General features: G+C 70.5%; 26 protein-coding genes. 15 read left to right on the forward strand and 11 right to left on the reverse strand.

Translation table 11 applies throughout. The features are described 5' to 3' along the window. The first annotated feature begins 22 nt into the window (after positions 1-22). The gene (locus ACFKCF_RS48515) at positions 23-724 is read left to right on the forward strand and encodes a TetR/AcrR family transcriptional regulator (protein WP_394502383.1); all 702 of its coding nucleotides are present in this window, start codon (positions 23-25) and stop codon (positions 722-724) included. A gap of 16 nt (positions 725-740) precedes the next feature. Here the strand turns inward: ACFKCF_RS48515 and ACFKCF_RS48520 are convergent, their stop codons facing one another. Further along, a complete protein-coding gene (locus ACFKCF_RS48520; protein ID WP_394502385.1) occupies positions 741-1,832 on the reverse strand; it encodes a hypothetical protein in 1,092 nt (363 codons plus the stop codon). After that, entirely contained in the window at positions 1,829-2,812 is a 984-nt protein-coding gene (locus tag ACFKCF_RS48525) for a hypothetical protein (protein ID WP_394502387.1), read from the reverse strand. Before ACFKCF_RS48525 ends, ACFKCF_RS48520 begins: the two co-directional genes overlap by 4 nt. Positions 2,813-3,082: 270 nt before the next feature. Between ACFKCF_RS48525 and ACFKCF_RS48530 the strand changes: the two genes are divergently transcribed. Continuing rightward, positions 3,083-3,748: an alpha/beta fold hydrolase gene (locus tag ACFKCF_RS48530; RefSeq protein ID WP_394502389.1), complete on the forward strand. Its 666-nt coding sequence runs from the start codon at positions 3,083-3,085 to the stop codon at positions 3,746-3,748. A 626-nt stretch (positions 3,749-4,374) separates the two neighbouring features. Here the strand turns inward: ACFKCF_RS48530 and ACFKCF_RS48535 are convergent. Continuing rightward, complete coding sequence (locus tag ACFKCF_RS48535; protein ID WP_394502391.1) at positions 4,375-5,163, reverse strand: SDR family oxidoreductase; 789 nt, start codon at positions 5,161-5,163, stop codon at positions 4,375-4,377. A gap of 345 nt (positions 5,164-5,508) precedes the next feature. Between ACFKCF_RS48535 and ACFKCF_RS48540 the strand changes: the two genes are divergently transcribed. The 5 genes from ACFKCF_RS48540 to ACFKCF_RS48560 all read left to right on the forward strand — a co-directional run bounded on the left by ACFKCF_RS48540 (position 5,509) and on the right by ACFKCF_RS48560 (position 9,968). Continuing rightward, the gene (locus tag ACFKCF_RS48540; protein ID WP_394502393.1) at positions 5,509-6,228 is read left to right on the forward strand and encodes a hypothetical protein; all 720 of its coding nucleotides are present in this window, start codon (positions 5,509-5,511) and stop codon (positions 6,226-6,228) included. Between the two features lie 18 nt (positions 6,229-6,246). Continuing rightward, positions 6,247-7,650: a sensor histidine kinase gene (locus ACFKCF_RS48545; RefSeq protein ID WP_394502395.1), complete on the forward strand. Its 1,404-nt coding sequence runs from the start codon at positions 6,247-6,249 to the stop codon at positions 7,648-7,650. Next, positions 7,647-8,315: a response regulator transcription factor gene (locus tag ACFKCF_RS48550; protein WP_394502397.1), complete on the forward strand. Its 669-nt coding sequence runs from the start codon at positions 7,647-7,649 to the stop codon at positions 8,313-8,315. The genes ACFKCF_RS48545 and ACFKCF_RS48550 overlap by 4 nt, the downstream gene beginning before the upstream one ends. 68 nt (positions 8,316-8,383) lie before the next feature. Beyond that, on the forward strand, positions 8,384-8,941 hold the full coding sequence (locus tag ACFKCF_RS48555) for a DUF4956 domain-containing protein (protein ID WP_394502399.1): 558 nt from the start codon (positions 8,384-8,386) through the stop codon (positions 8,939-8,941). A gap of 118 nt (positions 8,942-9,059) precedes the next feature. Then, positions 9,060-9,968 carry a VTC domain-containing protein gene (locus ACFKCF_RS48560; RefSeq protein ID WP_394502402.1) on the forward strand — a complete coding sequence of 303 codons (909 nt, stop codon included), beginning with the start codon at positions 9,060-9,062 and terminating at the stop codon, positions 9,966-9,968. A gap of 5 nt (positions 9,969-9,973) precedes the next feature. Here the strand turns inward: ACFKCF_RS48560 and ACFKCF_RS48565 are convergent, their stop codons facing one another. Next, positions 9,974-10,516, reverse strand: coding sequence for a TIGR03086 family metal-binding protein (locus ACFKCF_RS48565; protein WP_394502404.1), 543 nt, complete (start codon positions 10,514-10,516; stop codon positions 9,974-9,976). Here ACFKCF_RS48565 and ACFKCF_RS48570 point away from each other — a divergent pair. Next, positions 10,515-11,339: a DUF6597 domain-containing transcriptional factor gene (locus tag ACFKCF_RS48570; RefSeq protein WP_394502406.1), complete on the forward strand. Its 825-nt coding sequence runs from the start codon at positions 10,515-10,517 to the stop codon at positions 11,337-11,339. The genes ACFKCF_RS48565 and ACFKCF_RS48570 overlap by 2 nt on opposite strands. 38 nt (positions 11,340-11,377) lie before the next feature. On the opposite strand, the gene ACFKCF_RS48575 is transcribed toward ACFKCF_RS48570, so the two are convergent. After that, a complete protein-coding gene (locus tag ACFKCF_RS48575; protein ID WP_394502407.1) occupies positions 11,378-11,758 on the reverse strand; it encodes a hypothetical protein in 381 nt (126 codons plus the stop codon). Positions 11,759-11,832: 74 nt separating this feature from the next. Between ACFKCF_RS48575 and ACFKCF_RS48580 the strand changes: the two genes are divergently transcribed. Then, on the forward strand, positions 11,833-12,417 hold the full coding sequence (locus ACFKCF_RS48580) for a DUF6879 family protein (RefSeq protein ID WP_394502410.1): 585 nt from the start codon (positions 11,833-11,835) through the stop codon (positions 12,415-12,417). Positions 12,418-12,428: 11 nt separating this feature from the next. Here the strand turns inward: ACFKCF_RS48580 and ACFKCF_RS48585 are convergent, their stop codons facing one another. From ACFKCF_RS48585 to ACFKCF_RS48610, 6 genes are all read right to left on the reverse strand, one after another. Continuing rightward, entirely contained in the window at positions 12,429-13,652 is a 1,224-nt protein-coding gene (locus ACFKCF_RS48585; RefSeq protein ID WP_394502412.1) for an acyl-CoA dehydrogenase family protein, read from the reverse strand. Between the two features lie 13 nt (positions 13,653-13,665). Next, positions 13,666-13,863, reverse strand: a complete 198-nt coding sequence (locus tag ACFKCF_RS48590; protein ID WP_394502414.1) for a hypothetical protein — start codon at positions 13,861-13,863, stop codon at positions 13,666-13,668. Between the two features lie 106 nt (positions 13,864-13,969). Further along, positions 13,970-15,904 carry a DUF6807 family protein gene (locus tag ACFKCF_RS48595; protein WP_394502416.1) on the reverse strand — a complete coding sequence of 645 codons (1,935 nt, stop codon included), beginning with the start codon at positions 15,902-15,904 and terminating at the stop codon, positions 13,970-13,972. Then, positions 15,901-16,956, reverse strand: coding sequence for a mandelate racemase/muconate lactonizing enzyme family protein (locus tag ACFKCF_RS48600; RefSeq protein ID WP_394502418.1), 1,056 nt, complete (start codon positions 16,954-16,956; stop codon positions 15,901-15,903). The genes ACFKCF_RS48595 and ACFKCF_RS48600 overlap by 4 nt, the downstream gene beginning before the upstream one ends. Beyond that, the gene (locus ACFKCF_RS48605) at positions 16,953-17,825 is read right to left on the reverse strand and encodes a 5-dehydro-4-deoxyglucarate dehydratase (RefSeq protein ID WP_394502420.1); all 873 of its coding nucleotides are present in this window, start codon (positions 17,823-17,825) and stop codon (positions 16,953-16,955) included. The genes ACFKCF_RS48600 and ACFKCF_RS48605 overlap by 4 nt, the downstream gene beginning before the upstream one ends. Further along, positions 17,822-18,712, reverse strand: a complete 891-nt coding sequence (locus ACFKCF_RS48610; protein WP_394502421.1) for an NAD-dependent epimerase/dehydratase family protein — start codon at positions 18,710-18,712, stop codon at positions 17,822-17,824. Before ACFKCF_RS48610 ends, ACFKCF_RS48605 begins: the two co-directional genes overlap by 4 nt. 179 nt (positions 18,713-18,891) lie before the next feature. Here ACFKCF_RS48610 and ACFKCF_RS48615 point away from each other — a divergent pair, with 179 nt between their 5' ends. The 6 genes from ACFKCF_RS48615 (at position 18,892) to ACFKCF_RS48640 (ending at position 25,509) form a co-directional block, all read left to right on the forward strand. After that, a complete protein-coding gene (locus ACFKCF_RS48615; protein WP_394502423.1) occupies positions 18,892-19,845 on the forward strand; it encodes a LacI family DNA-binding transcriptional regulator in 954 nt (317 codons plus the stop codon). A gap of 214 nt (positions 19,846-20,059) precedes the next feature. Further along, positions 20,060-21,025: a carbohydrate ABC transporter permease gene (locus ACFKCF_RS48620; RefSeq protein WP_394502425.1), complete on the forward strand. Its 966-nt coding sequence runs from the start codon at positions 20,060-20,062 to the stop codon at positions 21,023-21,025. After that, positions 21,009-21,875 (forward strand): carbohydrate ABC transporter permease, encoded by an 867-nt coding sequence (locus tag ACFKCF_RS48625; protein ID WP_394502427.1) that lies wholly within the window; start codon positions 21,009-21,011, stop codon positions 21,873-21,875. The genes ACFKCF_RS48620 and ACFKCF_RS48625 overlap by 17 nt, the downstream gene beginning before the upstream one ends. A 45-nt stretch (positions 21,876-21,920) precedes the next feature. Continuing rightward, a complete protein-coding gene (locus tag ACFKCF_RS48630) occupies positions 21,921-23,204 on the forward strand; it encodes an ABC transporter substrate-binding protein (RefSeq protein ID WP_394502429.1) in 1,284 nt (427 codons plus the stop codon). Between the two features lie 9 nt (positions 23,205-23,213). Continuing rightward, a complete protein-coding gene (locus ACFKCF_RS48635) occupies positions 23,214-24,494 on the forward strand; it encodes a Gfo/Idh/MocA family protein (protein ID WP_394502431.1) in 1,281 nt (426 codons plus the stop codon). Then, positions 24,484-25,509 (forward strand): dienelactone hydrolase family protein, encoded by a 1,026-nt coding sequence (locus ACFKCF_RS48640; protein ID WP_394502433.1) that lies wholly within the window; start codon positions 24,484-24,486, stop codon positions 25,507-25,509. Before ACFKCF_RS48635 ends, ACFKCF_RS48640 begins: the two co-directional genes overlap by 11 nt. Positions 25,510-25,526 lie beyond the last annotated feature (17 nt).

Consider the following 25,526-nt stretch of genomic DNA (forward strand, 5'->3'; position numbering starts at 1 on the left):
CATTTGGTCATATGGTCTGGGCGTGAGAGCCGAACGACTCCGAGACCCGCAGCAGCGAGCCGAGCGGGCCGCACGGATCCTCGACGTGGCGGCGGACCTGCTGCTGCGCCACGGCTACCGGCGGGTGACCATCGACGACGTGGCCGCCGGGGCCGGCATCGGCAAGGGGACCGTCTACCTGCACTGGAAGACCCGGGAGCAGCTGTTCAGCGCGGTCTTCGCGCGCGAGGTGCTCCGGGCGATGGACGAGCTGCGCCGGGCGCTCCGGGAGGACCCGCGGGCATGCCTGCTGCACCGCTTCGCGCGCACCTATTTCCTGGCCATCGCGGACCGGCCGCTGCTGCTCAGCTTCCTCCTGGCCGACCCCGACCTGGTCGGCAAGCTGACCAGCTCTCCCGACCCCGCCCGCGACGAGCGGCACGCCGCCATGGCCCGCGACTACCTGGGGCTGCTCGCCGAGCACGGCCTGCTCCGCGAGGACATGAGCGTCGAAGAGCTCGGGTACGCCTACCAGGCGACGTTCGAGGGGTTCCTGCGGGCCGGAGCTGCCTCGGGCGGCCGGGAACAGCAGGCGGACCTGCTCGCGCGTACCGTCCGGCGGGCATTCGAGACAGAACCGGCGGTTCCCGACGCCACGGTGCGGGACGTCGCCGCGGCCGTGGTCACCCTGCTCGGCGAGCTGATCGACGCCGACCGCGCCGAGTCCGGCATCCCCGAGGGGTAGACCGCCGGCGCGCTGGTCACGGCTGGGAGATGAGCTGGACGCGGATGCCGTTGTCGTACGGGACCACGATCGTCTGGTCGCGGCCGAGCTTCCACTCCGGGTTGACCAGGAACAGCCGGCCGCCGGAGGCGAGGAGGAGCCGGAAGCCGCGGTAGCGGTGCGCGAAGCTCGGATCCTTGCCGGTGGTCTTCAGCCGGATGTGGGTGATGCCGACAGGTACGTCCTGCAGCGGCTCCTTCACGTCGAGGATGACCTCGGCGCGTTTGGGCAGTTCGCGCGCGTCCTGCTCGCCCCGGCCGGTGCCGTAGGCCCACGCGACCGTGGTGGAGGCCCAGAACAGGCCGGCGACGGCCAGGCCCAGCACGCTCAGCACGCCGTTCCTGGCCAGGCGGGGTGACATGAGCGGGCGGCCGCGGTTCTTGCCGTGAATGTGGATCCCGTACGCCACAGTGGCCGGGCCGGACGCCAGCGCCAGGGGTGTCGTGCCGATGACGACGCTGGTGCTGGCGTCGCCAAGGAAGATGCCGATCACCGCGCGGCCGACCAGGAGCAGGCCGACGAGCGTGATGCCGGCGGCCAGGAAGGTGTTGACCGGGTCGCCGGGGCGGCGGGCGAGCTGCCGGGAGACGGCGGCGTGGACGCCGATGACCAGCAGGGCGCCGAGGCAGATCAGGGCGGCCGGGACGTACACGACTTCGAGGCCGTCGAGGAGCAGGCTCTGGTTGGACAGGCCTGTCAGGTCGAGGGATATGCCGAAGTAGTCGAAGCGGGCGCGGGTCGCCACGTAGCCGAAGTAGATGAGCAGCGCGGTCGCCAGGGTGGTGGGGCCTACGGCCTCGGCGAGTTGCCTCACCCGCGCCGAAACCGCCTCCTGCCCGCTCGCCGCTGTCGCTTCCTCCTCCGGCCCGGTTCCCTCCTCCGGCCCGGGTTTCGTCTCCCGCCCGGCTTTGGTCTCCTGTCCGGTTTTCGTCTTCTGCGCGCCCGCTGCCTCCTGTGGGACTGCTGCCTCCTGTGCGCCCGCCGTTTCTTGCTTGGGTGCCGTCTCCTGCGTGCACGGCGCGTCCTGCCTGGTCGCGGGGTCGCTCGCGGGCTCGTGCGTGGTGGTCACTCTCCCTCCGGAGCCGTGGTCGTTCCGTCATCCGACGTGTCCGGTTCGTCGTCCTGCGATCCGGAGTCCGCGTCCTTTTGCGATGCGGAGTCCGCGTCGTCCTGTGATCCGGAGTCCGCGTCGTCCTGCGAGCTGTCCGAGTCGTCGGTGGAGGAGTCGGTGTCGTCGGTGGAGGAGCCGGTGTCGTCGTCCGGCGACGGCGTCGGGGACTCCTCAGGGGAGGTGCCCGAGTCGCCGATGTAGTAGTCGAACCGTGGGACGTTGTTGGAGGTCTGGCCGCTCACCTCCACCGGCGCCTCCGCCGTCGGTGGAGGGCCGCCCCAGTCGCGGACCTCGTCGCAGGGCGCGTCCTCGACGTTGACGCACAGGTACCGGAAGCGGACCACCGCCTGGATGACGTACGGGCGGTCGGAGGCGTCGCCCGTGATGATCGCTCCCGCGAGGCACTGGGAACCGGCCCTCAGCCGGACCCCCTGGCACAAGGGGTCGCCGGTGGGGTCGCAGTGGCCGGGGGCCGATCGGGCGGTGGCGCGGCCGGGGCCCGACTGCACGGTGAAGGAGACGGACTCGATCGTCCCGACGGTGGAGGTCTTGTTGATGATGGTGACGCAACCGTCGTCGCCGGGGGAGCCGTCGAGGTGCACGCCGTTCCAGTGGACGCTGCGCCGGTTGTTGCGCGTCCCCGGCGGCGTGGACCTGTCGCCGGCCGGCTGCCCGCCGTCGGCGTCCTTGCCCTGGCCGGTCGAGTCGCCCGGCGTGCCGGTCGCCGAGCCGTCGTCGGGCGCATCCGCCGAGCCGTCCGGGGCGTCCGTCGAGCCGTCGGGGGCGTCCACGTCGCCTGCGGGGGCGTTCGTACCGGTGCCGGCCAATGGCTCCGCGCCGTTACCCGTGGCGACGCCGGCCAGCCAGGCGATCCCGAGGACCGCCACGAGGCCGAGGATTCCGGCCATGATGAGCACGCGTAACCGCGATGGCGCCATGGATCCCCCTGGAGTACGTCGCCGATCCCTCTTGAAGCCCCAGGATCGGCTCCTCCGGCTGGGATCGCATGAGTACCCCCTTACTCAAAGCGACATTCCTCGCGGCTCATGACCTCGCGCCGCGGACACGGACACCTCCACCGAGACGACCCGATGTCGGGGGTACGGCGTGCGCACGCCGACCTACGTGGCCGCCGGACCGTCGGCAAGCTCGTCCTCGATCCGACAAGATAGAACCGATCGGTACCATCTCTGTTAAGCTCCGGACTTATGGCGACATTTATCTTGATCCCCGGTATGTGTCATGGCGGCTGGTGCTTCGACGAGCTCACCGGGCAACTGCGAAGCCGGGGGCATCGCGCGTACCCGCTGACCCTGACCGGCGTCGCCGAGCGCAGCCACCTGCTGACCGGCGGGGTGAACCTCGACACGCACATCCAGGACGTGACCGCCGTCCTGGCCGCCGAGAACATCACCGAAGCGATCCTCGTCGGCCACAGCTACGGCGGGATGGTGATCACCGGGGCCGCCGACCGCGCGCCCGAGCGGGTGCGCGACCTGGTCTACCTCGACGCCGTCGTCCCCGAGCACGGGGACTCCTGCTGGAGCCTCGTCACCGAGCAGGAGCGGCGCTGGTACGTGGACGTGGTGGACAGCGGCTACGCCACCCGGCCGATGCCGTTCTTCGACCCGCGCGCCACGGCCCATCCGCTCGCCTCGGTGCTCCAGCCGCTACGGCTCACCGGAGACCTCGCGCACGTGCGCCGCAGGGAGTACGTGTACGCGGCGGGGTGGGAGGGGGAGTCGCCGTTCACGCCCGTCTACGAGCGGCTGCGCCGCGACCCCTCGTGGACGACCCACGCCGTGGCCAGCGCGCACAACCTCATGCGGGACGCGCCGCAGGACCTGCTGAAGATACTGCTCGACGTCGCCTGACGGCTCAGACGGTGGCCGTCGGCGCCCTCACCAGCACCACCGCCAAAATCGGCGCTGCCGCGAGAACCGGCGCCACCGCGAGAACCGGCGCCACCGCGAGAACCGGCGCTGCCGCCGGACGAGCAGCCGACCGGCCCTCTGCTTGCCCCGTACCACGAAATGCCGCTCACCTGCCCAGACGGGTGACGCCTGCACCCCCTTCACCCGGCCGGGGCTCGCGACCGACTCGACGTTGTCGATGTCCACGGTGGCGCCGGGCGGCAGGACCGAGCGTGCCGCTTCAATGAGGTCGCCACGCTGCGCGACTCGGTGCGCTCCGGCGCCCGCGCGGCCCGGGGAGCGCCGGGGAGGTCGTCGACGTACGGAGCGGCGCCGACCGCAGCTGGGCGGCGACCCGTTCGCGATCGGCGTCCGACATCCGCGACTCGGGCGGCTGCGGGACCAAGTCTCCACTCACACCTGCGAATCCAGGTCGGGAATCCGAGGACAGGGAGCCCGAGGTCCACGGAGCCCGAGGTCCACGGAGCCCGAGGTCCACGGAGCCCGAGGTCCACGGAGCCCGAGGTCCACGGAGCCCGAGGTCACGGAGCCCGAGGTCACGGAGCCCGAAGTGCGCGGAGTCCGGGTCAGGGGGTCGAGGTCAGGGAGTCGACGAAGCGCGACATTCCGGCCAGCCACCGGTCGGGGTTCTCGGCCTTGCGGTGGACGAACTCGGCCACCTCCGGGTGCGGGAAGATGTGGAAGCGCTCGGCTTCGAGGCCCTCCACGACGGCGGTGGCCACGTCCGACGGATCCAGGATGGTGCCCGAGGCGGCCACGGCCCTCGCCGTCAGATGGTCCTCCTCCAGGCCCTGCTCCAGCATGCCGGTACGCACGCCCTGCGGGCACAGGACGCTGACCTTGATGCCCTGCGAGGCGTAGTGGATGGACACCCACTCCGCGAACGCGATCGCCGCCGCCTTCGTCACCGCGTACGGGGCGTCACCGGGGCAGCTGATCAGGCCCGCGGCGGAGCAGGTGTTCAGCAGGTAGCCGCCGCCTCGGGCGATCATGGTGGGTACGACGGCGCGGGCGGCGTACACGTGGGCCAGCACGTTCACCGCGTACAGGCGGCTCCACTCCTGGTCGGAGGCGTCCAGGCCGTGGCCGCCGATGATGCCGGCGTTGGAGCAGAACAGGTCCACCGGCCCGAACGGGGTCTCGGCCAGGGCGGCCACCTCCGGCTCCGAGGACACGTCCACGCGCACTGCGGTTGCGCGGTCACCGATCTCCTTGGCCACCGCGATCGCCCCGGCCTCGTCGAGGTCCGCGACGACGACTCCGGCCGCTCCTTCGGCGGCGAACCTGAGCGCCATCGCCCTCCCGATCCCACCGGCGGCACCCGTGACGACGACGACCTTGTCCCGTACCCGCATCTGCACTCCTTCCGATTCCGAGCGCGTCCGCCCGCTGTGGGCCGTCGCTCCCGCCGGCTCCGGGCCATCGCGTCCGCCCGTTCCGGGCCGACGCTTCCGCCCGTTCGGGAACGTGCGCATCTCGACCGCCTGGACCGCCGGTGGCCGCTTCCGCCGAAGCCCGACTTTGCAGGCAGAAGCGGCAAACCCACCTCCCGTTGGGAAACCACCGCCCGGGAACAGGCGGTTTGGGCGGCGAACCCCAGTAATTAGAGCGTGATTCTACTGCGGCTCAGCGTGAGCAGATGAGAGGTTTCTCATCTGGGCTTCAGCGTGGTCTCCTCGAAGGGCGTCAAGGTCAAGGTCATGAAGCATCGGGGAACGTTGGTCCTCTTCGCCTTGGCCGCGGCGATGGCGGGGTTCATGTCGGTGGGGCTGGTGCGGGCGGCCGACAGCGAGCCCGAGCTGGGTGAGGCCGTCGTGGTGTCACACACGCCCGCGCTGGGCGAGGCCGGCATGTCGGCCCCCGCCGGGAGCGGCGCCCCCGGGCCGGGCTCCAGCCCGCCGACCCCGAGCGCCGCGCCAGACCTCACCCCGGGCGCGAAACCCGAGCTCACCCCCGGCACGAAACAGCAGCCCACCTCGGGCACGACCCCACCGCCCGGCGCGGACACGGCGGCCCAGCCTGCCGCCGGCGCCGGATCCGAGCCTGCCGCCGACGCGGGACGCCGGCCCGCCGGCGACGCCGGATCCCGGCCTGCCACCGACGCGGGACGCCGGCCCGCCGCCGACGCCGGATCCCAGCCCGCTGCCGTTGCGAGGCCACAGCCCACCACTGGCCCCAAACCGAAGCCCACCGCGAGCGCCAAGCCGAAGGCCGGCACGAGCACCGGCCCGGGACCCGCCAGGAGCACCGGGTCGCGGGACGGCGACGAGGCCGCCGCGCGCGGGAGCGTCGTGCGGCCCGCCCCGCGCCAGACCAGGGCCGAGCCGGTCAGGCCGCCGGCGCCGAGACCGGGTGGCGGCGACGATGACGACGACGACGGTGGCGGTGGCGGTGGAGACGACGATGACGGCGACGATTGACCGGATGATCGAATGCGGGTGAGCGCCCGTGCCCGGATCGTGGGCTGGATGCTCGCCGTCGTCGGCCTCGCCCTCGCGGTCTCGATCTTCGCGACCTGGACCATCCTGCTGGCTCGCCTCGACGACCGTACGAACCTCGAGCTCAGCAACGAGGCAGAGAAGCTGCGCCGCTACGCCGCGACCGCGCGCGACCCGGAGAACGGCCGCACGATCACCGACGTCGGAGAGCTGCTCACGGGATACCTGGCGCTCAACGCGCCCGACAGATGGGAGACGTTCTTCAGCATCGTCGACGGCAAGGCACACAAGATCACCGCGATCCCGCCACCCGTACGCCTCGACACCGACGACGCGCTGGTCGCGCGGCTGGCCACGGCCACCGAGCCCGATTGCGGGGAGGTCGACAGCCCCAAAGGAACGGTCCATTACGCGGTGATCCCGGTGACGGTGAAGGCCGACCCCCGGCCGGGTCACTTCGTCGTGGCCATCCTCTACGACCGCCACCGCGACGAGATCGTGGAGGCGGTGCGGGTCCTGGGGCTGTCCGCGCTGGCGGCGCTGGCGTTAGCGGGGGCGGCCGGGTGGTTCGTGGCGGGACGGGTGCTGGCGCCGGTCCGGCTGATCAGCCAGACGGCCGAGCAGATCAGCGACTCCACCGATCTCACGCGCAGGCTCGACGTGCCGGGCGACGACGACGTGGCCGCGCTGGCCGCGACCTTCAACCACATGCTCGACCGGCTCGAGAACGCCTTCGTCGTGCAGCGGCACTTCATGGACGACGCCGGCCACGAGCTGCGCACACCGATCACCGTCATCCGCGGCCACCTGGAGCTCATGGGCGACGATCCACGCGACCGCGCGGAGACGCTCGCCCTGGTCACCGACGAGCTCGACCGGATGAACCGCATCGTCGAAGACCTCCTCACCCTCGCCAGAGCGGAGCAGCCGGGCTTTCTCGACATCCACGACGTCGAGGTGGCCGACCTCACGGTCAGCGTCGTCGCCAAGGCCCGCGCGCTCGGCAACCGGCGCTGGCGGGTCGACGAGGTGGCCGAGGCCCGCGTGCCCGCCGACCGCCAGCGGCTCACGCAGGCGCTCATGCAGCTCGTGGCCAACGCCGTGCGCCACACCACGGACGACGACCTGATCGCCGTCGGCTCCGCCGTTCGCGACGGGTGGGTCGAGCTGTGGGTACGCGACAGCGGCCCCGGCGTGGCGCCCGCGGAGCGCGAGCGGATCTTCGGACGGTTCGTGCGCGGCGCGGGCCGCACCGTGACGTACGAGGGCGCCGGTCTGGGCCTGGCCATCGTCAGATCGATCGCCGAGGCCCACGGAGGCAACGTCAAGGTGACGGAGGCCCCGGGAGGCGGAGCCCGTTTCGTCATGTCCATCCCGCTGTGGGAGCTCTGGAGGCTGGGATGAACCGGATACTGATCGCCGAGGACGAGGCCAGGATCGCGTCGTTCGTGGAGAAGGGGCTGCGGGCCAACGGCTTCGTGACCGCCGCGGTCGCGGACGGGGTCGCGGCGTACGACCTGGCCTGCGCGGGCGGGTTCGACCTGCTGATCCTGGACATCGGGCTGCCGTTGAGCGACGGGTTCACGGTGTTGCGGAGGCTGCGGCAGTCCATGGTGACCATGCCGGTGATCATCCTGACCGCCCGCGACAGCGTGAGCGACACCGTGGCGGGGCTGGAGGGCGGCGCGGACGACTACATCGCCAAGCCCTTCGCCTTCGAGGAGCTCCTGGCGAGGGTGCGGCTGCGGCTGCGCCTGCGCGCCGACCGCACGCCGGAGGTGACCGTGCTGCGGGTGTCGGATCTGTCGCTGGATCTCCGGACAAGACGGGCATATGTCAGGGATCGGGCGGTGGACCTGTCGACCAGGGAGTTCGCGCTGGCGGAGATCTTCTGCCGCCACCCCGACCAGGTCCTGACGCGCGAACAGCTTCTCAGCCACGTGTGGGGCTTCGACTTCGACCCCGGCTCCAACGTGGTGGACGTCTACGTACGCTACCTGCGCCGCAAGATCGGCGCCGACCGCATCGAGACCGTCCGCGGCACCGGCTACCGCATGAGAGCCGCCTAATCATCACCTCACCCTCGCCTCACCCCGCCCCGACAAGCTGTTGTCAGCAGCACAACGGAGGGAGCGCCGTGACAGCCGGACTGGTAATGGATCTCGCGTCGATCGTCGCCCTGGCCTACGGCCTCTACTACCGGCGACATCACCGACGCGACCTGCTCTTCGCCTACGTGGCACTCAACGTGGGCATCTTCGCGGTGGTCTCGCTCCTGCTCGTCCAGCGCGTCGACGTCGCCGTCGGCTTCGGCCTGTTCGGCGTGCTGTCGATCATCCGGCTGCGCTCCAGCGAGATCACCCAGCAGGAGATCGCCTACTACTTCATCGCCATCGTGCTGGGCCTGGTCAACGGCATCGCGGGGGCGTGGCCGCTGACCGCCCTCCTGCTGGACGGCGTCCTGCTGGCGGTGATGTACGTCGCCGACCACCCGTCCCTGCTCGGCCGTACCCGCCATCAGGTCATCACGCTGGACGTCGTCCACTCGGACCCTGACCTGCTCCGGGTCGACCTGGAGAGCCGCCTGCGGGCACACGTCCTCCACTGCGTGGTCACCCAGATCGACTACGTCCGCGACATAACGGTGGTCGACGTCCGCTACGTGGCCCCTCCACAACGGGCCGGCGTCCGCTGAGCCCCGGTGGGTCGGCGGATCGGGGTTCGGTGAGTGCTCGTGGGGCGGTGGGTCGGGGTTCGTGGGGCGCCGGTGGGGCGGCGGACGGAGTCATGCAGAAGGCGGTGGAGGTGCAGTGATGCGTGAGTTGGATGCCGATGTGCTGCTGGCCGGGGTCGCGGCCGAGGTGGCGCCGATCGGGCTCGAGGACGTGCCGGAGCTGATGAGCCGGGTCGATCGCAAATACATCGTGACGGCCGCCACCATGGCGGCACTCGCGGCCGAGCTGGGCGACCGGTTCGCCGTGCTGCGCATCGGGGCAAGACGTCAGTTCCGCTACACCTCGACCTACTTCGACACGCCTGACCTGCTCACCTTCCACCAGCACCGGCAGGATCGGCGGCGCAGGTTCAAGCTGCGCACCCGCACCTACCTGGACGGGGGCGGGCGGTGGCTGGAGCTCAAGCTCAACGGCACCCGTGGCAGCACCGACAAGCACCGCATCCCGTACGACGACGCGCCGAGCCGCACCCTCACCCGGGAGGCCCTCGACTTCGTGCGCGACACCCTCCTCACCGAGCTGCGCCTGGTCGCCCCCGAGACGCTGGGGCCGGTGCTGTCCACCGACTACAAGCGGGTGACCTTCATCGACCCCTCGGGCGCGGCCAGGCTCACCTGCGACACGGGCCTGCTCTGCCACGACGGCCAGTCCAGCGCGCCGGCGCGCCGCGACCTGGTGCTGCTGGAGTCGAAGTCCGCCGACGGCAAGGCGCTGGTGGACAAGGTCCTGCGTGGGATGGGGGTGCGGCCGGTCACCGTGAGCAAGTACTGCCTGGCGGTCGCGGCGCTGCGGCACCTGCCTGCCAACCGCTGGCACCCGGTGCTGCAGCGCTATCTCGTTCATCGCCCCGAATCGGGCGCGCGGCGGCTGGTGTCCAGGGGATCGGCCGGGTGCTGGGGCCAGGCGGCCGCGCGGGGCGGCCGGTGGGTGACGCCTCGGGGAGCGCACGCCGGGGGGAGGAGCAGCGGGCTCGGCATTCAGCGGTGAACGGGCTATGGGGTCCAGGCCGGGTCTCGGCCGATGATGCCGAGGAGGCGGTCGAATGGCGGGGCGTGGTCCGGCACCTCCACCGGTGGGCCGAAGGCGCCGCGTTGCCTGCCCATCTCGGCCATCTGGTCGGTGAAGTGGAATGCCCGTGAGACGGTCTCAGGGTCCGGCTTGTAGTCCTGGCCGGTGGCTATGGCGAGGTCCCAGCCGTGTACGACCATGTCGACGAGGTACATGTGGGCCAGCGTGGTCATCGGCAGTCCCATGGCGGGGCTGGTGCCCTCCCACGCCTCGGGGCGCGACCAGGCGGCCAGGGTGCGTTCCGCTCGTTCGGGGAAGTCGCCCGCGTACGGTCCCTGCTCGATTCTCTCCCCCTGGCAGCCCAGCGACTCGAACAGGTCCGCCACCCACTCAAGGTGGTTGATCAGATCCTTGACGTCGAACTTGGCGCAGGGCGTCGAGAAACCGAGCTGCTCCGGCCGCACCGCGCGGACCAGTCCCGCGGTCCGTTCGGTGGCGCGCGTCATCAGCGGCATCATGTCGTCCATGGCAGCCATGATGCCCCGCCTGCCCCAGGCGCGGCTTGTAGAAACGCGACAGCGGGGCTGGGTCGATCCGTACGCGGGGCTCGACGCGTTCGATTTCTTCCGGCAGGCGCCATCAGCGGAAATCGCGGCGTTTGTGGAGCACTTCTGGGTGGTCACGTGGACCGATCTGGACGAGCCGTACGAACAGCGCATCGTCTCGCACCCCACCGTCAACCTGACGATCACCGAGGACTTCCATCAGTTCGCGGGCGTGATCAAGGGTGGGTTCTCGTACACGATGCGGGGCAGCGGCCGCGTGCTCGGCACCCGCTTCCGCCCGGGCGGCTTCCGGCCGTTCCTCGGCGGCCCGGTGTCGCAGTTGACCGACCGCTTCGTGGAGATCGGGGAGATGTACGGCGCGTCGGGCGCCTCGCTGGTCGAGCAGGTCCTGGCCGAGCCCGATGCCCGGGCCGCCGTCGGGCACGTCGAGAGGTTCCTGCTGAGCCTGGGGCCGGAGCGGGATCCCCTGGCCGAAGAGGTCGCGGCGCTGGTGGCGATGGCCGAGAACGAGGTCTCCTTGACCAGGGTCGATGAGCTGGCTGCCAGATCGGGGCGCTCGGTGCGCTCGCTGCAGCGGCTGTTCCGGGACTATGTGGGCATCGGTCCCAAGTGGGTGATCCGCCGCTTCCGGCTGCACGAGGCGGCGGAGCGGGTCTACGAGGGGCTCGACCTCGCCACGTTGGCCGTCGAGCTCGGCTATACGGACCAGGCTCATCTGACCCGCGACTTCACCGCCGCGGTCGGGATGCCACCCGCGGCCTACGCCCGCCGCGGCGGCCATTAGTCGATGAGGTGATTTGCTGGGATTTGGGTGGATTTATGTTAATTGCGGATTTCTGTGCGTTCGAGCGTTTCGGATAGCAGCCGCCGTACCGTTTCCTCGAGCGAGCTGTTCTGATCGATGACGGTTTCACAGGCCCCCGGCAGCACGTCCCGCTCGATGTACCACTCGCGCATCACGTCCAGGCCGAACTGCGCGCTCTGCGGGCGGGTGGCGTGGCGGCCGTGGTCGAGCGCGTAGCGGGTCACGGTGTCGATGAGGCCGATGTTGACGCCGTCCGGGACGTCGCGTTCGCGGAGGATGTCGCGGCGCAGCACGTCCTGGCCCACCACCGCGAGGCCGCGCCTGCCGTACGCCTTGCGGAGGGTTCGGGCCACGCTCGTCGTCTTGCCCGAGCCGGAATTGCCGCGCAGAACGATCAACTGTGTGAGCATCGCGGCCGGCGTAGCCGCTGGTCACGGGTTCGTGCCGCGAATCGGATGGGTACGGTCGTCATATGCTTGAGCGCATTCACGAGATATCGGGCGTCTTGCTAAGTGCGGACGGATATCTTGACGATTTCTGGCCTAATTTCCGGAACATTGATGACGTGTTCTGGAAACTCCAGCGTATTCAGCGCTTCGAGGCCGGGGAGCCGAGCTGGCTGGCGATGATGGACGGCGACTGGGAACGCTCGCTCAAGCTGGTCGACGACACGGGTGCTGCCGGCAGGCCCTACCCCTGCCGGCGGATCCGGATCGTCGAGCAACCCGTCACGCCGTACCTGCAGTGGGAGATGCACGTGCTGGCGCTGCGGGTGGAGGTGGCCGAGCAGGTGCGGGTGCTCGACGCGGGGGAGGTGTCCGACCTCGAGATCGACCGGCTCCTGCCGGAGCTCGTCGTGCTGGGGTCGTCTGTCATGTACGAGGTGACGTACGACGCCTGCGGCACCCACAGCGGCGCCCGGCGGATCGACGACCCCGATGTGATCGCGGCGTGCCGGGGCGAGCTCGACAAGCTGTTCGCGGCCGGGGAGGACTTCCGGGCCTATTACGAGCGGGAGATCGTACCGATGCCGGCTCCCCGGGTGACGACCGTCTGAAGCCCGCGTCGTCACAGGGGGAGGCCGCCGGTGGCCGAGCTGGTGGAGCCGGTGGCCTGGTAGGCGGCTATGGTGCGCTCGGCGATGCGTATCTGGTGGATCTCGTCGGCGCCGTCGGCGAAGCGGGCCCAGCGGGCGTGCTGGAACATGGCGGCCAGCGGCGTGTCCGTCGAGTAGCCGAGCGCCCCGTGCACCTGGATCGCCCGGTCCACGATCCGGTTTAGGCTGCCCGCCACGAAGTGCTTGGCCATCGACACCTCCGTACGGAAGTCCTCACCCTTGTCGATCCTGGATGCGGCGTGCAGGACCATCAGCTTGCACTGGTACAGCTCCATGGCCGAGTCGGCGATCATCCACTGGATGCCCTGCTTCTCGGCCAGCAGCGAGCCGTGGCTGTAGCGGTTGAGCGCGCGGTCGACCATCATGTCCAGGGCCGTCTCCGCCTGGGAGATCCAGCGCATGCAGTGGGCGAGCCGGGCCGGGCCCAGGCGGTACTGGCCGAGGCGGTGGCCGTTGCCCCGACCGCCCAGGATCTGGCTGCCGGGCACGCGCAGATCGCTGATGACGATCTCGCTGTGGCCCGTGGAGCCGTGCATCGTCTCGACCTCGCGTACGTCGTTCCAGCCCGGGTCGGGCAGATCGACGAGGAAGGCGGTGTTGGCGCCGCGCGAGCCCTCCGGCACGTCCGGCTCCGTCCGCGCGATGAGGATCGCGAAGTTGGCCCGGCGCGCGTTGGAGATGAACCATTTGTGGCCGTTGATCAGCCACTCGTCCCCGTCCTGGACGGCCGTGGTGCGGATCAGGGTGGGGTCGGAGCCCGCCACCTCCGGCTCGGTCATGGCGAAGCAGGACATCTGCGTGCCCTCCAGCAGCGGCCGCAGGTACTTCTCCTTCTGCTCGTCCGTCGCCCAGTGCAGGAGGGTGTGCATGTTGCCCTCGTCGGGGGCCATGCAGTTGAGCACCCACGGCCCGACGCGGGTCTTGGCCGCCTCCGACTGCACCATGGCCAGCTCGACGTGGCCCAGCCCCATGCCGCCCCACTCCTTCGGCATGTGGGGCAGCCACAGCCCCTCGGCCTTGGCCTGGGAACGGAGCCGGAAGATCGTACGGAGGTAGGCGTCCCGGTCGGCCTCCTTCACCTCCTCCATGGCGGGAATGACGGTCCCCTGGATGAAGGCGCGGACCCGCTTGCGGATCTCCTCGTGCTCGGGAGCGAGGGTGAAGTCGATGGCCATACCCGACACCGTGTCACGGCCTGCGGAGCGGCGTGAAGGCCCAGGAGATGCGCGGCTCCACGGCCCAGCGGAAGAGCTTGCGCACCGGGTGGCGGCGGCCACGCCGAGCAGGATCGTGCACGAGCGCCGCCGCCGCCGGCCCGGGCCCCGCCATGGGGTGATCCCGCTGGTCCTCGATGAGGTGGCCGCACACCACGAGCACGATGGCCACGGGTTCCTGGCGGTCACGGACCGGGCATCGAGGGTTGCGGGAGCAGTCACAGGCCACGCACCCTGGCCACCGATCGCGTAACCGCCAGGAAACGCCGAGTGAGGGCTTACCGAAGGGCCGGTGTCGCTTCGCGTACCGTGTCCGCCAGCGCGGACGCGGCGGCGGCGTCGAGCCTGCCGTCCACCACCGCCGTCACCACCCGCCTGGTCAGCGTGTCCTCGACGACGAGCGGCCGGTCCCAGGCCAGTGCCTGCCCCACCCCCGGATAGTGCTCGACCCGCACGAACCACGGGTCGCCGTCCGCCTGCACGAAGACGAGCGTCCAGTCCCGCCCCTCCGGCGTGGTGCCGGACAGGGCGACCCAGGGGTCGCGGCTGCCGTGCACGGCCTCCTCGCCCCCGGGCAGGGCGATCCGCGCGGTGGAGGTGCCGGGGGCGCGCCAGAAGAAGCCGCCGTACCCCGCGCCCACGCGGCCCTTGGTGGCCGAGCTCTGGATCTCCAGCGGCGCGCCGGTCAGGTTGGTGAGCGTGAAGGCGAAGTCCAGCGCCCAGAAGCCCCCGAACGGCCGGGCCGTGACGGTGCGCTCCTCGCGCGCCATCAGCCGCCCGCCGGGCCCCGCCCACTCCAGCTGCTCGACGAAACCGGAGTCGTCGAGCCGGGAGAACGACAGGTGCCGCTGCGTCCCATGATCGCCCAGCCAGGCGGGCCCCTGGTCCTTGACGTACGTGCGGCCGCCCCAGAAGTTCGCCCCGCCCAGGTCGGAGATCGCCACCCCGACCCCGAGGTGGTGCACGTGGTCCTCGGGACGCACCTCGGTGACCTCGACGCCGTCCAGCGTCCGCACCCCGTGGAGGTAGGGCCGCGGGGAATCGGTGACCGGCAGGTCGGGCCGCAGCTCGTACGAGGCCACCGCCCGCCCTGAGGTCAGCAGCTCCACCCGGGTCCAGGGGACGTCCAGCTCGGAGTAGAGCGACAGCGTCTCGGCGCTGCGGGCCGTCAGGTCGGCGACGCCCGGCAGGAAGCGGCGCGTGACCTCGCCCGAGGCGGCGTCCCGCTCGACCTCCTGGTACCGCTCCGGGATCGGCAGCGGCTCGGGAGCCAGCCGCACCGCGTCCAGCACCTGCGTGAACGTCTCCGTGGCGGACAGCGGCACCATCAGGTCGGCGCCCGTGCGGAGATGGTCGATGAGGTTCTCCAGCAGGTCGGTGCGCTCGTACACGGTCGTCGTGACCGTGCCGTCCGGCAGCTCGACCTTGAGCTGGTCCTGTGTGTAGACGAGCGTGGCGCGGCCCGCGTCGCCGTGCACGACCAGGTACGGCTCGCTCCGGCCGCTCGCGCAGAGCGTCACCGCGATCGTGATCACGAAGCCGTCGTCGAGGCGGATCCGCAGGCACGACGTGTCGTCCGACTCGATCGGATTGGCGTGGTAGAGCTCGGTCTCGATCCCGGCGACGGGGCCGTCCACCAGGGCGAGGGCGGTCGCGACGGCGTGCGCGAACGGGTTCGTCAGCGCGCCGTCCACCACGTCCACGCCGTCGAGCCGGCGCTTGCCCGACCAGGCCGACCTGGTGAAGTAGGCCGAGGGCCGCTCCCAGGCGCCCGCGCCGCCGATGCCGCGCACGCGCCCGATGGTGCCGTCGGCGATCAGCGAGCGCAGCGCGGGCACCGCCGCCGAGCCCAGCGACTGGAAGCCGACCTGGCAGGCCAGCCCCGTCTCCGCCACCGCCGCGGCGATCCGGGCGTGCGCGGAGGGGCTCGCCGCGGGCGGCTTCTCCAGCAGCACGTGGGATCCGGCGTGCAGGGCGGTCACCGCGAGGTCGGCGTGCGTGTGGATTGGCGTGCAGATGACCGTGATGTCCGCGCCGGTCTTAGCGAGGAGCTCGCCCAGGTCGGGCGACTGCAGCGGCGAGCCGAAGTCCACCTCGACGGGCACCACGTCGCAGATCCCGGCCAGCTCGATCAGCCCCTGGTTGGCCAGCCTGCGCAGATTGCCCAGATGGTGCCGCCCATGGCCGTGCGCACCAGCGAGTACCACCTTCATCGCGACCACCTCAGTCCGAGCCCCGCGTGCGCGCCCGCCCGCAGGACCCCGTCGGAAATCTGCACCGGGTACGGCTCCTCCAGCAGCCCGAGCGTCGCGAACGACGCGTCCTCCACGTCCTCCGCCATGACCGGCAGCGGCAGGGCCAGCGCGAGCTGCCCGGACACCTCGCTCAGCAGATGCGGATAGACCGGCACGTCGTACGTCCTGGCCAGCTCCACGATCCGCAGGAACGGCGTGATCCCGCCGACCCGCACCACGTTCGGCTGGACGACGTCGCACGCCCCGGCCGCGAGCAGGTCGCGGAAGCCGTAGGTGGTGTAGACGTTCTCCCCGACCGCCACCGGCACGTCGATGGAGCGCCGCAGCTCCACGTGCGCGGCCACGTCGTCGGCGGGCAGCGGCTCCTCGATCCAGTGCAGGCCGAACTCCCGCAACGCGGAAAGAGCCCGCCTGGCCCGGTGCAGGTCCCACCGCTGGTTGGCGTCGATCATCAGCAGCCGGTCCGGCCCGATCACCTCGCGAACGGCGGCCACCCTGGCCACGTCCTCCGCCAGGTCGGGCCGGCCCACCTTGATCTTGACACCCCGGTACCCGGCCGCCACCCAGCGCCGCGCCTGCTCCACCAGCTCCTCCAGCGGGTAGTGCAGGTTGACGCCGCTGCCGTAGACCGGAACCTCGTCGCGCCGCCGGCCCAGCACGTCGGCCAGGCCGCCGTCGCCGCAGCGCAGGTCCCACAGCGCCAGATCGATCCCGGCCAGCGCGATCGTCGTGATCCCGCCCGGACCCGCCTCGCGCAGGTGCCGCCACAGCCGGTCCCACACCACCTCGGGGTGCGCGGGCAGCCCGATCAGCGCCTCGCGCAGGTCGTGGTCGAGCAGCGCCTGTACGGCGTGCGCCCCGATCTGCGGCGTCCACGAGAACCCGGTGCCGGTCCGCCCGTCCTCCAGCGTGACCTCGCACACGACCACGTGGTTGGCCGGCACGTCCGCGCCCCAGGGCCGCGGCAGCGCAGCCGTCCGCAGCGAGGTACGCAGGTCGGCGATCGTCATGACGCGGCCAGCTCCAGCCCCGTCTTGATCAGCGCCTCCAGCTCCGCCAGGTGCTCGTCGGTCGGCTCGACCAGCGGCGGGCGGACGGCGCCCACGTCCAGGCCGCGCAGCCGTACCCCGGCCTTGACCAGGGCGACCGGGTAGCCGGGGACCTTGCCGCGCAGCCGTACGAGCGGGGCGTAGAACCCGGTGAGCAGCCGCTCGTCACCGTTGAGGTAGGCCAGCGCGATCTCCGGCGCGAACGCGAACACCGCGCTGGAGTACAGCTCCACGCCGATGCCCCGGTAGGCGGGCATGGTCAGCTCGGCCGTCGGCAGCCCGTTGAAGAACAGGAAGTCCGGGTACGCCTCCCGCACCGCCAGCACGATCCGCTGCATCCGGTCGATGTCGCCGACGCCGTCCTTGAGCCCGATCACCCCGGGGATCCCGGCCAGCTCCACCACGGCCTCCGGCTCCAGCACCACGGCGCCCCGCTGGTAGACGATCACCGGCAGCTCCGCGGCCACCGCCGCCACGTAGGCGGCGAAGCCGTGCCCGGGCCCCTGGGCCAGGTACGGCGGCATGAGCAGCAGCCCGTCGGCGCCCGCCTCGCGGGCGGCCCGCGCCTGGTTCAGCGCCGTGCCGAGCGGGCCGCCCGCGCCCGCGAACACCGGCACCCGCCCGCCCACGACCTCGGCCGCCACCCGCACCGCCCGCGCGTGCTCGGCCTCCGACAGCGCGGAGAACTCGCCGGTGCCACACGCCACGAACACGCCGCCGGGGCCGTGCTCCATGCCCTTCCGGATGTGCTCGGCCAGCACCTCCTCGGCAAGCCGGCCGTCGGCGTCGAAGGGGGTCACGGGGAAGAACAGCACACCGCTCAAGTTCATTCGGCTTCCTTCATTTCTGTGCGCCAGCTCCGCTTGGGCTGCCAGCCGAGCAGGCGCTGTGCCTTGGTGGTCGAGAAGGCGGGGGTGGTGCCGGTGAGGCCGGCGGCGAACGGTTCGGTGCCGGGCACGACCTGGGGCAGCAGGTCGGCGAGCGGCTTGCGGGCCAGCGCGTCCGCGGCCCCGGCGAAGAACACCTCGCCGTTGGGCAGCTCCGGCAGCGCCTCGGCCAGCACCGTGATCATGTCGGCGCAGTCGCGGGCGTCGATGTAGTTGAACAGCGAGACCCCGCCCAGCTCCGGCCGGTCGAGCCGCTCACGCACCGTGTGGCCCGACTGCGTGGGCGCGCCCGCCCACTCCTCGGGCGGGATGACGAAGCACGGCCGGACCGCGGCCATCCTGGTCGTCCCGGCCAGCGCGAACGCCTTCATGGTCTGCTCGGCCACGACCTTGGACAGGTTGTAGGCGTTCCACGGGCGCACCGGGTGATCCTCGTCGATCGGCAGGTACGCGGGCGCCCAGCCGCCCGGGGCGCCGTACCCGATCACGGTGGGGCTGCTGGCCACCACCACGCCGCGCACGCCCAGCGCGACGGACGCCTCGCAGACGTTGAACGCGAGCTGGGTGTTGACCTTGTAGATCACCGATTCCGGGAGGCTGAACGGGGTCGCGATCGCGGCCAGATGGATCACGGTCTCGGGCCGGAACCTGGCGATCACCTCGAAGGTCTCGCCCGTGTCCGTGAGATCGGCCGGTAAGGCCATCGCGGCCTCGGATGGCGTTCCGGGTGTACGGTCGACGCCGATGACCTCGTGCCCGGCCGCCGCGAGCGTGGTGACCACGCTGCGGCCGAGGCGTCCTGCGCTTCCGGTGACGAGGACTCTGCTCACCGTGAGGGCTCCTTCAAGACTGCAAACAGTTGCACTAAACCTTTGTGTCCTCGGGGCGAGGTCGTCAAGGGGTGATTTCGCCCCCCGTGCTCGAACAGGGGTTTCCTGTTGCAACGAGGCGGCAAGCGCTTTCATGGTACTCAGAGATGCTGCAAGCGGTTGCGTTAGGGTGGGCGACTGTGACAGTGACGATTCGTGATGTGGCCCGGGCTTCCGGTGTGCATGTATCGACCGTGTCGCGGACGTTCTCCGCGCCGCACATGGTGAACGCGGCCACTCGCACCAGGGTGCTCACGGTGGCCGAGGAGCTGGGATATCGCCCCAACCGGGCGGCCAGGGCGCTCACGACCGGCCGCACCCACAACCTCGGCCTGATCGTGGCCGACATCGCCAATCCCTTCTTCCCCCCGCTGATCAAGGCGGCCCACTCGGCGGCCAGGCAGCGCGACTACCACCTGTTCGTGGCCGACACCGACGAGGAGGCGGCCACCGAGGAGGAGCTGGTGCAGGCGTTCTCCAAGCAGGTGGACGGCCTGGTGCTGTGCAGCCCGCGCTCGTCCAACAAGACGCTGGAACGGCTGGCCGAGCGGGTCCCGTTCGTGGTGATCAACCGGCGGCTGCGCGGCGCCGCCACGGTGCTGATGGACGTCGGTCACGGGGCCAGGCTGGCGGTGGAGCACCTGACCGGGCTCGGGCACCGCCGCGTGGCGCTCGTGTCGGGTCCGGCCGGCTCGTGGACCAGCGCGGAGATCCGTGCCGCCGCCGAGCAGGTGGAGGGCGTCGAGCTGGTCGTCATCGGCCCCAACGCGCCCACCGAACGCGGTGGGCTCGCCTGCGCGCGGCGGGTGCGGGACTCCGGGGCGACCGGGGTGCTGGCCTACAACGACCTGGTGGCGATCGGGCTCATCGAGGGGCTCGGTGACCTGGGGCTGAGCGTGCCGGAGGACGTCAGCGTGGTGGGGATCGACGACATCGTCTCCGGACGGCTGAACCGCCCCAAGCTCACCACGGTCGCCATGCCCACCGCCGCGGCCGGCCGGCTCGCCGTGGACCTGCTCATCCAGGAGGTGACGGCCACCACGTCGCTGGAGACGCGCCTGGTCATCAGGGACTCCACCGCTCCGCCACGATAGCGGGCCTTCTGCAAACGGTTGTACTAACTGAGCAGCTAATTCATCTGACTTCTCGGCTGATCAAGCTCTCTAGCTGCGGAAACGTCGTAACGATATATCGATAACGGCTATGTAACGTCTGCAAAGGGTTGACGTAACTTTCCCGCCAGCTATAGGAAAGCGCTATCCATTCACATCTCGCCGGAAGGTCCGTGAATGACGAAAGAGTTCCGTCATGGCTGACACGGTGGCGGTGAAGACCCGAGCCCCGCGCGAGCCGGCCACGCAGGCCGGCGGAGGCGGGCCCCGCTCGCTGCGTGCCCGCCGCGAGGCGAGGGCGGCCTACCTGTTCCTGGCGCCCTGGTTCGTCGGCCTGCTTGTCATCACGGTCGGCCCGATCGTCGCCTCGCTCTACCTGTCCTTCACCGACTACAGCCTCCTCAAGGAGGCCAAGTGGGTCGGGCTGGACAACTACATCAGGATGTTCACCGAGGACGACAGGTTCATGTCCTCGCTGAAGGTGACCACGATCTACGTGGTCGTGTCGGTCCCGCTGCAGCTGGCCTTCGCGCTGGCGCTGGCCCTGGTGCTCGACCGGGGGCTGCGCGGGCTGTCGTTCTACCGCTCGATCTTCTACCTGCCCTCTCTGCTGGGCGGCAGCGTCGCGATCGCGATCCTCTGGCGCAAGGTCTTCGGCGCCGACGGCCTGGTCAATGCGGTGCTGTCGATCTTCGGGATCCAGGGGCCCGGCTGGGTCGGCGACCCCGACACGGCGCTGGGCACGCTGATCCTCCTGCACGTGTGGACGTTCGGCGCCCCGATGATCATCTTCCTCGCCGGGTTGCGCCAGATCCCCAGCAGCTACTACGAGGCGGCGGCGGTGGACGGCGCCGGGACCCTGCGCCAGTTCCGCTCGATCACGCTGCCGCTGCTGACGCCGATCATCTTCTTCAACCTCGTGCTCGAGGTCATCAAGTCGTTCCAGTCGTTCACGCAGGCGTTCATCGTCAGCAACGGCAAGGGCGGCCCTGCCGACTCCACCCTCTTCTACACGCTCTACCTCTATCTGAAGGGGTTCAAGAGCTACGACATGGGCTACGCCGCGGCGATGGCGTGGGTCCTGCTGGTCATCATCGCCGCCCTGACCGGAGTGAACTTCCTCGCGTCTAAGTATTGGGTCTTCTATGGCGACACCAAGTAGGCCGGTCCCGGTGCTGTTCCGCCCCCTCAGGGGCGGGCCGGTGGTCAAGCACATCCTGCTGATCGGCTTCGGTCTGGTCATGCTCTATCCGCTGCTCTGGATGATCTCCAGCTCGCTCAAGCCGGAGGAGCTGATCTTCCGGGAGCCGGGGCTGTGGCCCAGCCAGGTCACGTTCGAGAACTACACCGAGGGCTGGACGGCGCTGAAGCACCCCTTCGGCTACTACCTGTGGAACTCCGCGGTCGTCACCGCGCTGTCCGTGGTGGCCAACCTGGTGGCCTGCTCGCTGGCGGCCTACGCCTTCGCCCGGCTGAACTTCCCGCTGAAGAAGTTCTGGTTCGCCATCATGCTGGGCACCATCATGCTGCCGCACCACGTGGTGATCGTGCCGCAGTACATCATGTTCTCGAAGCTCGACCTGATCAACACGATCTGGCCGCTGGTGATGCCCAAGGTGCTGGCCACGGACGCGTTCTTCGTCTTCCTCATGGTGCAGTTCATCCGTACGCTGCCGAGGGAGCTGGACGAGGCGGCCGAGATCGACGGAGCGGGCTATTGGCGCATCTTCATCAGGGTGGTCATGCCGCTCTGCCTGCCCGCGCTGGCCACGACCGCGATCTTCACGTTCATCTGGACGTGGAACGACTTCCTCAGCCAGCTCCTTTACCTCAACAACCCGGACAACTTCACTGTCCCGGTCGCGCTGCGCACGTTCCTGGACGCCAGCAGCGACTCGCAATGGGGACCCATGTTCGCCATGTCGATCATCGCGCTCGGTCCCATCTTCGGCTTCTTCCTGGCCGGCCAGAAGTACCTGATCCGTGGCGTGGCCACGACGGGACTGAAGTAGTTCCGTCCACCCCCCAACAAGAGATAACCCCTAGGAGGTAGAGCCGTGAGCTCTGGCAAGAAGGTGTGGTCGGCGGCATTGCTCGCCACCGCGATGCTGGCGGTCACCGCGGCCTGCGGCAGCGGCAGCGGCGGCGAAAGCGCCGATGGCAAGATCAAGCTGCGCTTCTCCTACTGGGGTAGCGCCGCGCGGCAGCAGATGACCGAAGAGGCGATCAAGAAGTTCGAGGCCAAGAACCCGAACATCGACGTCGAGGGCGAGTTCTCCGACTTCGCCGCCTACTACGAGTCGCTGTCCACGAAGGTCGCGGCCAACGACGCGCCCGACGTCATGACCCTCGAGATCCGCGGCCTGCGCGAGTACGCCGACCGCGGCACGCTGGCCGACCTGGCCAGCAAGGTCAACACCGCCGACATCGACGCCAAGGTGCTGACCACCGGCGCCATCGACGGCAAGCAGTTCGCCATCCCCACCGGCGTCAACGCCTTCTCCCTGGTCGTCAGCCCGACCGAGGTGGAGGCCGCGGGGCAGAAGCTCCCCGACGACACTAAGTGGACCTGGGACGACTACGTCGCCCTGGCGTCGAAGATCACCGAGAAGAGCGGCGGCAAGATCTACGGCACGCAGCAGAGCTTCAACCCGGCCTACCTCCAGATCTTCGCCGCGCAGAAGGGTGAGCCCTTCTACAACGGCAACAAGATCGGCGTCTCTCCCGAGACGATCAAGGCCTGGTGGGCCACCGCCCAGAACCTGATCAAGACCAAGGGTTCGCCCGACGCCGCCAAGACCGCCGAGATCGGCGCCCAGAGCGTGGACCAGTCGCTGCTGGCCACCGGTGCCGGCGGGATGGGCATGTGGTGGAGCAACCAGCTCGGCGGCATCGCCAAGAAGTCGGGCAAGGACGTGGACCTGCTGCGGATGCCGAAGCTGCCGGGGGCCACCACCGGCGGCATGTTCCTGCAGCCGGCGATGTTCTACACCGCCTCGTCGAAGTCCGAGCACGCGGCCGAGGCCGCCAAGTTCATCGACTTCATGATCAACGACCCTGAGGTGGGCGGGATCATCCTCAGCGACCGCGGCCTGCCGGCCAGCTCCAAGGTGCTGGCGGCGGTCAAGGACAAGCTGCCGCCCACGGACAAGAAGACGCTGGACTTCCTCGACAAGGTCAAGGGTGAGCTGGCCGACCCGCCGGCCGCTCCGCCGAAGGGCGCCAGCGCCATGGAAGACATCCTCACGCGCTACTCCGAGGAGGTCCTGTTCGGCAGGATGACCCCCGACGACGCCGCGCAGAAGTTCATCACCGAGGCCAACGCCTCGATCGCAGGCTAAAGGAGAGACATGAAGTACGCGTTCGTCGGGCTCGGGCACCGCGCGCAGATGTATGTCGACGCGCTGCTCGGGGAGTGGCGCGACGCCGGCACCATCGTCGCCCTGTGCGACACGAACCGGACCCGCATGGACTACTACGCCGAGCGGATCGGTCACGAGGTGCCGCGCTTCACGCCAGATGAGTTCGACAAGGTGCTCGAGCTCGCCGACGCGGTCATTGTCACCACCGTCGACGCCACCCACGCCAAGTACGTGTGCGCGGCGCTCGACGCCGGGCGCGACGTCATCGTGGAGAAGCCGCTGACCGTCGACGCCGAGGGCTGCGCGGCCATCGCCGACGCGGCCGAGCGCAGCAGCGGCAAGCTGATCGTCACCTTCAACTACCGCTACTCGCCGCGTAACTCGGCCGTGCGCCGCCTGCTGCAGGAGGGCGCGATCGGCCGGGTGACGTCGGTGCACTTCGAGTGGACGCTCGACACCATCCACGGCGCCGACTACTTCCGCCGCTGGCACCGCGAGCGGATCAACTCGGGCGGGCTGCTCGTCCACAAGTCCACCCACCACTTCGACCTGGTCAACTGGTGGCTGGCCGCCGCCCCGCAGACTGTCTTCGCCCAGGCCGACCTGCGCTTCTACGGCTCGGAGAACGCCCGCGAGCGCGGCGTGACCGACCGCCCGGTGCGGGGCCAGGGCGCCCCGGGTCTCGGTACGGACCCGTTCATCCTGGACATCTCCAAGGACCCCCGGCTCAAGCGGCTCTACCTGGACGCCGAGCACGAGGACGGCTACCTCCGCGACCAGGACGTCTTCGGCGACGGGATCACCATCGACGACACCATGTCGGTGATGGTCCGCTACACCAACGGCGCCGTGCTCACCTACGCGCTGAACGCCTACGCGCCCGCCGAGGGCTACCGGGTGGCGTTCAACGGTACGGCGGGGCGGCTGGAGCTGGAGGTCGTCGAGCGGGCCTGGACCCCGCCGCACGCGGCCATCGACCCGAGCGCCGCCTCCAAGAAGCACAAGGCCGACGCCTGGGAGAAGCTCACCCTGCACCGTCACTGGAGCGAGGCGGAGGAGGTGCCGATCGAGAGCGGCGCCGGCGGGCACGGCGGCGGCGACCGGCTGCTGCTGAACGACGTCTTCCGCGGCCCCGGCGACGACCCGCTGGCCCGGCAGGCCGGCTACCGCGACGGGATCCGCAGCGTGCTGACCGGCCACGCGGCCAACGTGTCGGCCGCGACCGGCGAGCCCGTGCGCCTGGTGGACGACGGCACGCGTGTTCGCTGAGCTGGCCGAGGTCGCCGCCGCGCAGCTCGGGCCGTACCCGTCTCTGCCGGGGCCCGAGCTGCGGCAGGCTGCGCGCGCCGCGATGGGGGTGCTCGACCTGGCCGCCGGCGACGTGCGGGTCGAGCGCTCGTGGACGGACGGGGACCTCGCCGGGGAGGAGCTCTCCTGGTCGGTGGGGTTCGGGCCGCGCACCCACGCCTACCTCCTGCGCCCCAGGGACGCGGCCGGGCCGCTGCCCGGGGTGGTGGCGCTGCACTGCCACGGCGGGATGAAGTGGGTGGGCAAGGAGAAGGTCGCCGACGGTCCCTCCGAGCCTTCCCCCGAGGTGCGGCGGGTCCGCGAGCTGCTCTACGGCGGTCGCGCGTACGCGAACGACCTGGCCCGGCGCGGCTTCGTGGTGCTGGTCCCCGACGTGCTCACCTGGGGCAGCCGCCGTTTCCCGCTCGGCGTCGACGAGCCCGGCCCTTACGACGCGGCGGCCAAGGACCACGAGCACGTGGTCGCCAAGTACTGCGCCGCGCTCGGCACGTCCTTCGCGGGCGTGGTGGCGGGCGAGGACCTGGCCGCGGCGGCGTACCTCCGGTCGAGGCCCGACGTGAGCGCCGTCGGATGCGTGGGGCTCTCCGGCGGCGGCCTGCGGGCCGCGCTGCTCGGCGCGTTCGACCCTGACCTGCGGGCCGTCGTGGTCGCCGCGATGGTCTCGTCCTACCGCGACATGATCGACGGGTACGTCGAGAAGCACACCTGGATGCTCTGGCCGCCGGGGCTGCCGCGCCTGGGCGACTGGCCCGACCTGGTGGCCGCCCGCGCGCCCGAGCCGCTCATGGTCCAGTACGCCCTGCGCGACAGGCTCTTCCCCGAGCCGGGCATGCGCCGGGCGCACGCCATGATCGAGGAACGTTATCGCGAGGCTCCTGACGCCTACGAGGCGGTGTGGGCAGACGTGCCCCACAGCTTCGACGTGACCAGGCAGGAGCAGGCCTTCGACTGGCTGGCTCAGCGGTTGAAGGCCTAGGAGACTGCCGCCGCCCG

The sequence above is a fragment of the Nonomuraea sp. JJY05 genome, from assembly GCF_043496855.1.
Taxonomy (GTDB): domain Bacteria; phylum Actinomycetota; class Actinomycetes; order Streptosporangiales; family Streptosporangiaceae; genus Nonomuraea.

What these genes read in the sequence shown, in the direction of transcription:
- ACFKCF_RS48595 (WP_394502416.1), bottom strand. Translation starts at nt 15,904, where the DNA reads ATGAAGGTGGTACTCGCTGGTGCGCACGGCCATGGGCGGCACCATCTG.
- ACFKCF_RS48635 (WP_394502431.1), top strand. Translation starts at nt 23,214, where the DNA reads ATGAAGTACGCGTTCGTCGGGCTCGGGCACCGCGCGCAGATGTATGTC.
- ACFKCF_RS48570 (WP_394502406.1), top strand. Translation starts at nt 10,515, where the DNA reads ATGGCAGCCATGATGCCCCGCCTGCCCCAGGCGCGGCTTGTAGAAACG.
- ACFKCF_RS48565 (WP_394502404.1), bottom strand. Translation starts at nt 10,516, where the DNA reads ATGGACGACATGATGCCGCTGATGACGCGCGCCACCGAACGGACCGCG.
- ACFKCF_RS48585 (WP_394502412.1), bottom strand. Translation starts at nt 13,652, where the DNA reads ATGGCCATCGACTTCACCCTCGCTCCCGAGCACGAGGAGATCCGCAAG.
- ACFKCF_RS48560 (WP_394502402.1), top strand. Translation starts at nt 9,060, where the DNA reads ATGCGTGAGTTGGATGCCGATGTGCTGCTGGCCGGGGTCGCGGCCGAG.
- ACFKCF_RS48550 (WP_394502397.1), top strand. Translation starts at nt 7,647, where the DNA reads ATGAACCGGATACTGATCGCCGAGGACGAGGCCAGGATCGCGTCGTTC.
- ACFKCF_RS48605 (WP_394502420.1), bottom strand. Translation starts at nt 17,825, where the DNA reads ATGAACTTGAGCGGTGTGCTGTTCTTCCCCGTGACCCCCTTCGACGCC.
- ACFKCF_RS48600 (WP_394502418.1), bottom strand. Translation starts at nt 16,956, where the DNA reads ATGACGATCGCCGACCTGCGTACCTCGCTGCGGACGGCTGCGCTGCCG.
- ACFKCF_RS48530 (WP_394502389.1), top strand. Translation starts at nt 3,083, where the DNA reads ATGGCGACATTTATCTTGATCCCCGGTATGTGTCATGGCGGCTGGTGC.
- ACFKCF_RS48625 (WP_394502427.1), top strand. Translation starts at nt 21,009, where the DNA reads ATGGCGACACCAAGTAGGCCGGTCCCGGTGCTGTTCCGCCCCCTCAGG.
- ACFKCF_RS48525 (WP_394502387.1), bottom strand. Translation starts at nt 2,812, where the DNA reads ATGGCGCCATCGCGGTTACGCGTGCTCATCATGGCCGGAATCCTCGGC.
- ACFKCF_RS48535 (WP_394502391.1), bottom strand. Translation starts at nt 5,163, where the DNA reads ATGCGGGTACGGGACAAGGTCGTCGTCGTCACGGGTGCCGCCGGTGGG.
- ACFKCF_RS48580 (WP_394502410.1), top strand. Translation starts at nt 11,833, where the DNA reads ATGCTTGAGCGCATTCACGAGATATCGGGCGTCTTGCTAAGTGCGGAC.
- ACFKCF_RS48540 (WP_394502393.1), top strand. Translation starts at nt 5,509, where the DNA reads ATGAAGCATCGGGGAACGTTGGTCCTCTTCGCCTTGGCCGCGGCGATG.
- ACFKCF_RS48620 (WP_394502425.1), top strand. Translation starts at nt 20,060, where the DNA reads ATGGCTGACACGGTGGCGGTGAAGACCCGAGCCCCGCGCGAGCCGGCC.